The following is an 8,763-nucleotide window of genomic DNA, read 5'->3' on the forward strand; positions in this document are numbered from 1 at the left end:
CGCCATAGGTGGCCCCGGGAACCTCGACCGGCATCCAGACGAAGTCGCCTTTCTTCACCAGGCCCTTGTCGACCAGATACTGCGCCCAGTGCTTGCCGAAGGTGACGTTGTCACCGCCGACATAGGCGTTGAAATTGGCCTTGGGATCGGGCGTGTTGAAGTTGATGATCGGGATGTTGGCCGCGCGGGCTTCCTTGACGATCTCGACAAGGCTGCCCGGATCGGGACTGGTGGTGACGATACCGTCGGCCTTGGCGGAGAGGGCGGCGCGAACCGCTTCCTGCTGCGAGGCCACGTCGCCATTGTGGAACGAGGTGTTGACGGTGTTGCCGGTGTCCTTGGCCCATTGCTTCGCGCCGGCCAGGAAGTAGGTCCAGACCGGGTCGGCCGGGCCGCCATGCGAAATCCAGTAGAAGGTCTTGGCCTGTGCCGCTGCCGGAACAATCGTCAGCGCCACCAACAGGCCATATAGAACGAGTCTTAGCCGTGTCAGCATTTGATTTCCTCCCGTTTGTAGATGGTCAGTTCCTTATCCGTCCCTTGTTCCGGCGACCGCCGGATCGCGTATTTGCCAGCGCCGGTTGGATGCGTCAGAGCATTCCCTTTTTCGACGGATGGCAAGCCTCCATCTGCAGATGTAGTGGGCGCCTGACGGGGCGCCATCAGCGCTCCCATCAGATTGCATCAGTTGCGGTGGTTTTTCGCGGCGGTCGAAAGATTGGCGTCGACGATGCCGCCGGCGCCGACGTGGATCACTCCGGCAACCTCCGCCATCGCGCCTATCGGCACCAGCGTCAGCCGCCGCGCCTTGGCGGTCGGAATGCCGCCATGGGTGGCGGCTTGCGAGCAGAGGCCCGCTAGATGAGCTTGGCCCCGGCCAACTCGCGCATCAGATGGCTGGCGCCGTAGGTCCAGTGCGGGCAGTCGGGCGACAGCCGCACGCGGTTGACCAGCGCGCCGAATTTCTCAGACGAGATCGTGACGATGTCGCCGACCTTGTGGGTGAAGCCCTTGCCCTTTTCGCCGCGATCCTTCGACGGCACGAACATGGTGCCGAGGTAAAGCGCCAGCCCGTCCGGATACTGGTGGTGAGGGCCCATGGCGGCGGCAACCAGCTCTTCTGGCGAGCGGCTGATCTCGGCCATCGAGCTTGCGCCCTCCAGCGAGAACCCGTCCTCGCCCTCGACCTTCAGGCGCACGACGGCCCGCTTCACGTCATCGATCGAGAATGTGTCGTCGAACAGCCGGATGAAGGGGCCGAGGGCGGCCGAGGCATTGTTATCCTTGGCCTTGCCGAGCAGCAGCGCCGAACGCCCTTCGACGTCGCGCAGATTGACGTCGTTGCCGATGGTGGCGCCGACGATCCTGCCGCTGCCGGCGGCGATCATGGCGATCTCGGGCTCGGGGTTGTTCCAGGTCGACACCGGGTGCAGGCCGACATCGGCGCCGAAGCCGACCGAGGCCATCGGCTGGCACTTGGTGAAGATCTCGGCATCGGGACCTATGCCGACTTCCAGATATTGCGACCAGGCCCCGCGCGCGATGAGCTTGGCCTTGATCTCCATCGCTTCTGGCGAACCGGGCTTGAGCTTCGACAGATCGTGGCCGATCAGCCCGGCAATGTCGGCGCGGATGGCGTCGGCTTTTTCGGACGAACCGCGCGCCTGTTCCTCGATCACCCGTTCGAGCAGGCTGACGACGAAGGTGACGCCCGAGGCCTTGACCGCCTGGAGGTCGACCGGGGACAGCAGATACGGCTTGTTCGCATCGCGCGTGGCCTCAAAACTGTTGGCGGCGACGGCCTCGAGCGAGCCGATCGGTTTGCCCTTGGCAGACCGCACATGACCGGCCGGATCAGGCATCCCGCAGACATCACGCACGGTCGGTGCCGCGCTCGACGTGATGTCGAGGACCGTGCCGTCGCGCACCGTGACCACCATGGGGTACGGGACATCACTGCTCCTGGCGCGGCCGACAAAAAGGCCTTCAGCGGGCAGGTGCGTGGGGTTGGTCATGGCGTTCGGTCCTCTGAAATGATCGACAATGCGGGCTGGCCGCATCGGCGCGGCACCTTCACCGGATTCCGGTCAAAGGTCTATCCCGTTTGCTTGCCAATCTGCATTGCCGTGTTCGATCGGCAAGTACCTGGTCCGAAAGGTCCGTTGGCGTTGGTCCAAATGTCAGGGCCGCGAACGCTATTTCAAAATCGTGAAATTCTGACTACAGTTTTCATTCATCGCAGCCCATCCAGGTGACCCTTTGCCCGCACCGTTCTCCGATCCCGTCTGGCGCAAGCCGCAAGCGGCCTCCAGGTTTCAGTCGCTGTTTGCCGGCGGCGGACGTGTCGATGTCGTCATTGTCGGTGGCGGCATCATGGGTTTGTCGACGGCTTTGCATGCGGCCCGCTCTGGCATGTCCGTGCAGGTGCTGGAGGCCGGCGACATCGGCCGCGGCGCCTCGGGGCTCAATGGCGGGCAGGTCATTCCCGGTCTTAAATACGATCCGGCATGGTTGCTCGCGCATTTTGGCCCGGAGCGCGGCGAGGCGCTGATCGATTTCGCCGCTTCGACCGCGGATGCCGTGTTCGAACTGATCCGCGATGAAAAACTGGCGGTTCCCTTCGTCCGCAATGGCTGGATCCAGGCGGCGCACACCGAGGCCGCGCTGAAGGCGGCGGCAAACCGTGACCGGCAATGGCGGGCGAGGGGCGCCGACGTCGAGCTTTTGAGTGAGGCCGAGATCGCGGCGATGACCGGCGCTCGAGGGTATCTCGGTGGCTGGCTCGACCGCCGCGCCGGTGTCATCGATCCGCTCGCTTACACATCGGAACTGGCCCGGGTCGCAGCGGCGGCCGGTGTCGGGATAGCGGAGCGCCAGAAGGTCGTAAAGCTCGTCAACGCCGGCGGCGTTTGGCGTGTTTCGACCGGAAGCGGCACTGAATTGCAGGCGAAGGCGGTCGTGCTGGCGACCAACGCCTATACGGATGGTTTGATCCCTGGCCTCGCCGAGACGATCGTGCCGCTGCATTCCTTCCAGATCGCCACGGCACCGCTGCCGCCCAAGCTGGCGGCCACGATCCTCCCGGAAGGGCAGGCGGTGTCGGATTCGCGTCGCATCCTCGTCTACTACCGCAAGAGCGCCGATGGCCGTCTGGTGCTGGGCGGGCGTGGCCGCATGGCCTTGCCGACGAGCGCCAGTGACTGGGCGCATCTCGAGCGGGCGCTGCGGCGGCTCTATCCCGGCCTGTCCGGTGTCGCCATCGAGAAGCGCTGGTTCGGTCGGGTAGCGATGACGCCCGATCACCTGCCGCACATCCACGAGCCGGAGCAAGGCCTTGTCGCCGTGGTCGGCTGCCAGGGCCGTGGCATCGGCCTGATGACGGCGCTTGGCGAGCGCATCGCAACCTATCTTTCCAATGGCGACGCCACTCAGTTGCCGTTTCCACTCACGCCGATCCGGCCGATCCCGTTCCACGCCTTCCGGCAGGTCGGCGTTGCCGCGACCATCGCCTGGTATCGCCTGCTCGATGCGCTGGAGCGTTGACGCAGCATGCCAGCGGGATTCCGCTTGACAGTTTCATGAATATGAAAAATTCTTAGGTAATTTCAAAATCTCGATGAGCAGGTCGATGTCGACCATTGTTGCAACGCAAGCGCCAGAGGCCCGGTCTTCAACGGGCTTCCGGGTCGCGATGTTGCTGCCGGGCGCATTGGTCACCTTCCTGCTGATCCTGTTTGCCCTTGGACTGGTGCTTTTCCTCGCCTTCCGCAACAACGACGGTTCGCTGCTCGGCACCGGTTTCAGCCTGGCGAATTTCGCCACCGTGCTGTCCGATCCGCTGTACTGGACGGTGACGCTGCGATCGCTGGTCATTGCCGCGCTGGTGACGCTCGCCACCGTCGTCACCGCCTATCCCGTTGCCTACTACCTTGCCTTCCATGCCGGACGGCGGCGCGGCCTGCTGCTGTTCCTCGTGACCCTGCCGTTCTGGACCAGCTATCTCCTGCGCGTCTTCGCCTGGAAGATCGTGCTTGCCTACAACGGCGTCTTGAACTCGGCGCTGATCGAAAGTGGCATCTGGTCCGAGCCGACATTGGCCTTTCTCAACACGCCGGCCGCTGTCGTCGTCACGCTCGCCCACGCCTATGCGCCGTTCGCCATCCTGCCGATCTATGTTGCGCTGGACACCATCCCGAAGTCGCTGATCGAGGCCGCTTCCGATCTCGGCGCCAGACCCTTCACCTCTTTCCGCCGGGTCGTGCTGCCCAATTCGATGCCCGGCGTGCTGGCGGCCGCACTTGTCGTCTTCGTGCCGACGGTAGGCGACTATGTCACGCCAGCGCTCGTCGGCGGCCCGGCCAGCACCATGATCGGTACGCTGATCCAGGCCGAGTTCGGCAAGGCCAACGACTGGCCGTTTGGCGCCGCACTCGCAGTCGCCGTCATGCTGGTCATCCTTGCCGTGGTGCTGGTCGCACGCTTCACCGACCGCAGATTTGGCAGCCGCACATGAACATCGCGCACGCGCAGGGTGGCGGCCGCTGGCTTGGCGTCTATGTCATCGCCTACCTGGTCTTTCTCTATCTGCCTGTGCTGCTGATCCCGCTGTTTTCCTTCAACAACTCGATCCAGGCAGCATTTCCGCTGCAGGGCTTCACCTTGCAATGGTACACGACGCTCTACGGCAATTCGGTGCTGTCCGGCGCGCTCGTCAACAGCCTCGTCATCGCTACGATTGCCGCCACGGGGGCAACGCTGTGCGGCATCACCGTGTCCTACATGGATCTCTATGGCCGCTCGCCGCTGGCTGCCACCATCAGCGCCGTCGCGCGGCTGCCGATCCTCATCCCGGGTGTCATCGTCGGCATATCGCTGCTGATCCTCATCAACCTCATCGGTCTCGGGCCGTCGCGCATTGCCATCGTTCTCGGCCACATACTGGTGGCGCTGCCAACGACGGTGGTGATCATGCGCAGCCGCTTTGCTGCCATCCCGAAAACCATTCGCGAGGCGGCACTCGACCTCGGCGCTTCCGACTGGACGACCTTCCGGCGGGTGATGCTGCCGCTCAGCCTGCCGGCCATCGTCTCGGCCTTCATGCTGGCCTTCCTGATCTCCTTCGACGAGTTCATCGTCGTCTTCTTCCTCGCCGGCACAGAGCCGACGCTGCCGCTCTACATCTGGAGCCAGCTTAGGTTCCCGAAATCGCTGCCGACCGTCATGGCGCTGGGCACGTCGATCCTGGCCGTCTCCTTCGTCATTGCTGCAATCGCCGAAATCCTGCGCCATCGCGGCCTGTCCGCAGCGGCGCCACGACCCACGGATCCATCACAACCAAAACATACCAAGAGAGGAGAACTGAAATGGCATTCGACCTGATATCTGGAAAGATGGCCCGGACCGGCCTGGCCGCCCTGGCTTTGGCGCTGTCGTCGACCGTGGCTTTCGCCGGCGACAAGCTGCAATATTTCACCTGGTCGGGCTATGAACTGCCCGACTTCAACAAGAGCTTCCTTGCCGCGCATCCCGATGGCGTCGAGGCCTCCATCTTCGGTGACGACGATGACGCCTTCACCAAGGTCAAGGCGGGCTTCCGCCCTGACATCGCCCATCCCTGCTACGACAAGGTGGCGCGCTGGAACAAGGAAGGCCTGCTGCAGCCGATCGACACTAAGCGCATCAAGAACTGGGATTCGATCTTCCCGGTGTTCAAGAACCTGCCCGACCTGCAGGCCGGTGACGGCAAGGTGTGGATGGTGCCGTGGGACTGGGGCAACACCTCGATCCTCTACCGCACCGATCTGGTGAAGAACCCGGAAGCGAGCTGGAACCTTCTTTGGGACAAGCAGTATGCCGGTCGCATGGCGACCATCGACGCCGTGCATGACACGCCGATCGTTGCGGCACTTCTGGCCGGCGTCAATCCGTTCGACATGACGCCGGAGCAAATGGACAAGGTGGCGGAGAAGCTGCGCGAGCAGCGTCCGCTGCTCTCCAACTACACCACCGACATGACCTCGGTCGAACAGGCGCTGGCCAGCGGCCAGCTGGTCGCCGCCATGACCTGGAACGCGTCGGCCACCTCGCTGAAGAAGCAAGGGGTGCCGGTCGAGTTCATGAAACCGAAGGAGGGCATGCTGACCTGGTCCTGCGGCTTCGTTATGCTCAAGGACGCCAAGAATGTCGATCTCGCCTATGATTTCATCAACAGCCGGCTGGACGCCGACTCCGGCAAATACCTGATCGAGTCCTATGGCTATGGCAGTTCGCTGAGCTCTGCCTTTGCCACCGTGCCGAAGGAGGATTTGGAAAAACTGCAGCTGCCGTCCGACCCGGAGGTGATGCTGAAGACCACCATCTTCACCGGACCGATGAAACAGAATGACGAACTCGCCAAGATGTTCGAAAAGGTCAAGGCAGGCGGCTGAGCCTGGTTCTTCCTTCTCCCCTTGTGGGAGAAGGTGTCGCCGAAGGCGACGGATGAGGGGTGTTCCAGCTTGGCAAAGACGGTGATCCGTCCAACACCCCTCATCCGTCTCTGCGCTGCGCGCCGATCCACCTTCTCCCACAAGGGGAGAAGGGAAGCCCAGCAAGCGCCCCGCCCAAAAGTTGACTGCAACGAGGACGAATGCATGGACATGCTGGACGAAGCGGCTGAAAAGCCGAAGGACGATGCCGATGTGCGGGTTGGCCGGCGCGTGCGGGCGCTGCGGCTTGAGCGCAACCTGTCGCTGGCCGATCTGGCCGCCAGGGCCGGCGTGTCGATCGGCGCGCTCAGCCAGATCGAGCGCGGCATGTCCTCGCTGCGCGTCAAGGTGATCTGGCCGCTCGCGGCAGCCCTCGATATCGAGCCGTCGGCGCTGATCGCCGACGGCAACGATGCCGTCAGCGATCTCTATTGCGTGCGTGCCAACAGCCGCCGCGCCATCCCGGTGAAGTCCGAAGGCATTGCCAAGGCGCTGCTGTCGCCGCCGGGTGCGACGCTGACTGGCATGCTGGTGTCGGTGGAAGCCGGCGGCGGCACCGCCGAGGCCTATGCCCATGCCGGCCATGAATTCGGCTTCGTCGTTTCGGGTGAGGTCGAACTGGTGGTGGATTCGACGAACTACGTGCTGAAGACCGGCGACAGTTTTGCGTTCAAGAGCACGCTTTTGCATGCCTTCCGCAATCCGGGCGCCGAGCGCTGCCAGATCCTCTGGGTCAACACCACCAAGCCGTCCGAGGTTCGCGATGGCGCCTGATCCTCTTGTCCGGCTGCAGGCGGTCTCGAAGATCTTTCCCGGCGGCATTGTCGGCCTCGACGCCGTCGATCTCGACATCGTCCGCGGCGAGTTTCTCACCCTGCTTGGGCCGTCGGGCTGCGGCAAGACCACCAGCCTGCGCGTCATCGCCGGCTTCGAAAGCCCGTCGAGCGGCAAGGTGCTGCTCGACGGCCGTGACATCACGGCACTCAGGCCCTACGACCGGCCAGTCAACACCGTGTTCCAGGACTACGCGCTGTTTCCGCATATGAACGTTGCCGAAAATGTAGGCTTCGGTCTGTCCTTGCGAAAACTTTCCGGCGCCGAGCAGGCAAAGCGCGTCGGCGAAGCCCTCGAAATGGTTGGTCTGGCCGACAAGCTCGGCGCCCGCGTCTCCGAACTGTCGGGCGGCCAGCGCCAGCGCGTCGCGCTCGCCCGCGCCATCGTCTGCGAGCCGCGCGTGCTCTTGCTCGACGAGCCGCTGTCGGCCCTCGATGCGCATCTGCGCGAACAGATGCAGGTCGAGCTGAAGCGGCTGCAGTCGCGGCTCGGCACCACCTTCGTCATGGTCACCCACGACCAGACCGAAGCGCTGTCGATCTCCGATCGCATCGTCGTCATGAACAAGGGCCGCATCGAGCAGATCGCGCCGCCGGCAACGCTCTACGATCGGCCCGCGACCACATTCGTCGCCAGTTTCATCGGCACCATGAACCTGTTGCAGTCGCGTTTTATCGGGCGCGACGGCGACCGCTTGCGGTTCGCCGCGGGTGCCTTGCCGCTGGAAGCGACCTCCGAAACCGGCGAAGCTCCGGCCGAGGGCACGATCCGCACTGTCGGCGTGCGGCCCGAGGATTTGCTCGCGGCCACCGAGGCGGCACCCGGTACGGCGCCGGCGCGCGTCAACAGCATCGTTTTTCACGGCCGCACGTTGCGCCTGCATGCCGAACTCGGGCAGGGCGCACCTGTTGTCATCGACGCGCCGCGCCAGGCCGATGGTTTTCAATTCAGCGTCGGCGATGTGGCGCATATCAGCCTACGTCGCGGCGCCAACTGCCCTATGCTGCCGGGCTAGTTTCACCGACATTGGCCGCCACTCCTCGATGTCAACGGCATCGTCGGCTACGGGGCGTAGGCCTGGAAATTCCACGCTTGACTCGAAGCTAAGTTCCTGTTTTGTTCTTTGTCGTACAAGGCAGGAGCGTACTTCTGCGGGCGTATGCGTATGTATCTGCAAGGCGAAATCGACTTCGGCATTCCAAAGCGGTCATGGTGGCCTAAACGGCCGGCCGCTGAGGGCGATGTGATCCGCCGATCGCTCCCTCAAATCGTCGTCACATACCCCGCGCGATATCATCATCCTGACATCGCTTGTCAGCTACCAAGCGGATCGATGATGGCAGGCCAACAGGCTGTCCCCTATTGCAATGCGTCTGAACAGGAGGAACACAAATGACCATCGCGGAAATTGCCAAGGATTTCACCGAACTCCTACAGCAAGGCGACCACCACGGTGCCGCTG

General features: G+C 63.6%; 8 protein-coding genes. 6 read left to right on the forward strand and 2 right to left on the reverse strand.

The genetic code is table 11. The features are described from left to right. A partial coding sequence (locus tag ACXJ7R_RS18070; protein WP_457153028.1) for a substrate-binding domain-containing protein occupies positions 1-496 on the reverse strand: 496 nt, incomplete at its 3' end. Between the two features lie 361 nt (positions 497-857). Then, positions 858-2,015, reverse strand: coding sequence for a fumarylacetoacetate hydrolase family protein (locus tag ACXJ7R_RS18075; protein WP_457153029.1), 1,158 nt, complete (start codon positions 2,013-2,015; stop codon positions 858-860). Between the two features lie 244 nt (positions 2,016-2,259). Here ACXJ7R_RS18075 and ACXJ7R_RS18080 point away from each other — a divergent pair, with 244 nt between their 5' ends. The 6 genes from ACXJ7R_RS18080 to ACXJ7R_RS18105 all read left to right on the forward strand — a co-directional run bounded on the left by ACXJ7R_RS18080 (position 2,260) and on the right by ACXJ7R_RS18105 (position 8,316). Further along, positions 2,260-3,543 (forward strand): NAD(P)/FAD-dependent oxidoreductase, encoded by a 1,284-nt coding sequence (locus ACXJ7R_RS18080; RefSeq protein ID WP_457153030.1) that lies wholly within the window; start codon positions 2,260-2,262, stop codon positions 3,541-3,543. An 85-nt stretch (positions 3,544-3,628) separates the two neighbouring features. Continuing rightward, positions 3,629-4,513, forward strand: coding sequence for an ABC transporter permease (locus ACXJ7R_RS18085; protein ID WP_457153031.1), 885 nt, complete (start codon positions 3,629-3,631; stop codon positions 4,511-4,513). Next, a complete protein-coding gene (locus ACXJ7R_RS18090) occupies positions 4,510-5,379 on the forward strand; it encodes an ABC transporter permease (protein ID WP_457153032.1) in 870 nt (289 codons plus the stop codon). Before ACXJ7R_RS18085 ends, ACXJ7R_RS18090 begins: the two co-directional genes overlap by 4 nt. Beyond that, positions 5,364-6,428, forward strand: a complete 1,065-nt coding sequence (locus ACXJ7R_RS18095) for an ABC transporter substrate-binding protein (RefSeq protein WP_457153033.1) — start codon at positions 5,364-5,366, stop codon at positions 6,426-6,428. The genes ACXJ7R_RS18090 and ACXJ7R_RS18095 overlap by 16 nt, the downstream gene beginning before the upstream one ends. A 204-nt stretch (positions 6,429-6,632) precedes the next feature. Continuing rightward, on the forward strand, positions 6,633-7,241 hold the full coding sequence (locus tag ACXJ7R_RS18100) for a cupin domain-containing protein (protein WP_457153034.1): 609 nt from the start codon (positions 6,633-6,635) through the stop codon (positions 7,239-7,241). Then, positions 7,231-8,316: an ABC transporter ATP-binding protein gene (locus tag ACXJ7R_RS18105; RefSeq protein WP_457153035.1), complete on the forward strand. Its 1,086-nt coding sequence runs from the start codon at positions 7,231-7,233 to the stop codon at positions 8,314-8,316. The genes ACXJ7R_RS18100 and ACXJ7R_RS18105 overlap by 11 nt, the downstream gene beginning before the upstream one ends. Positions 8,317-8,763 lie beyond the last annotated feature (447 nt).

This window comes from Mesorhizobium sp. P5_C1 (assembly GCF_054049815.1).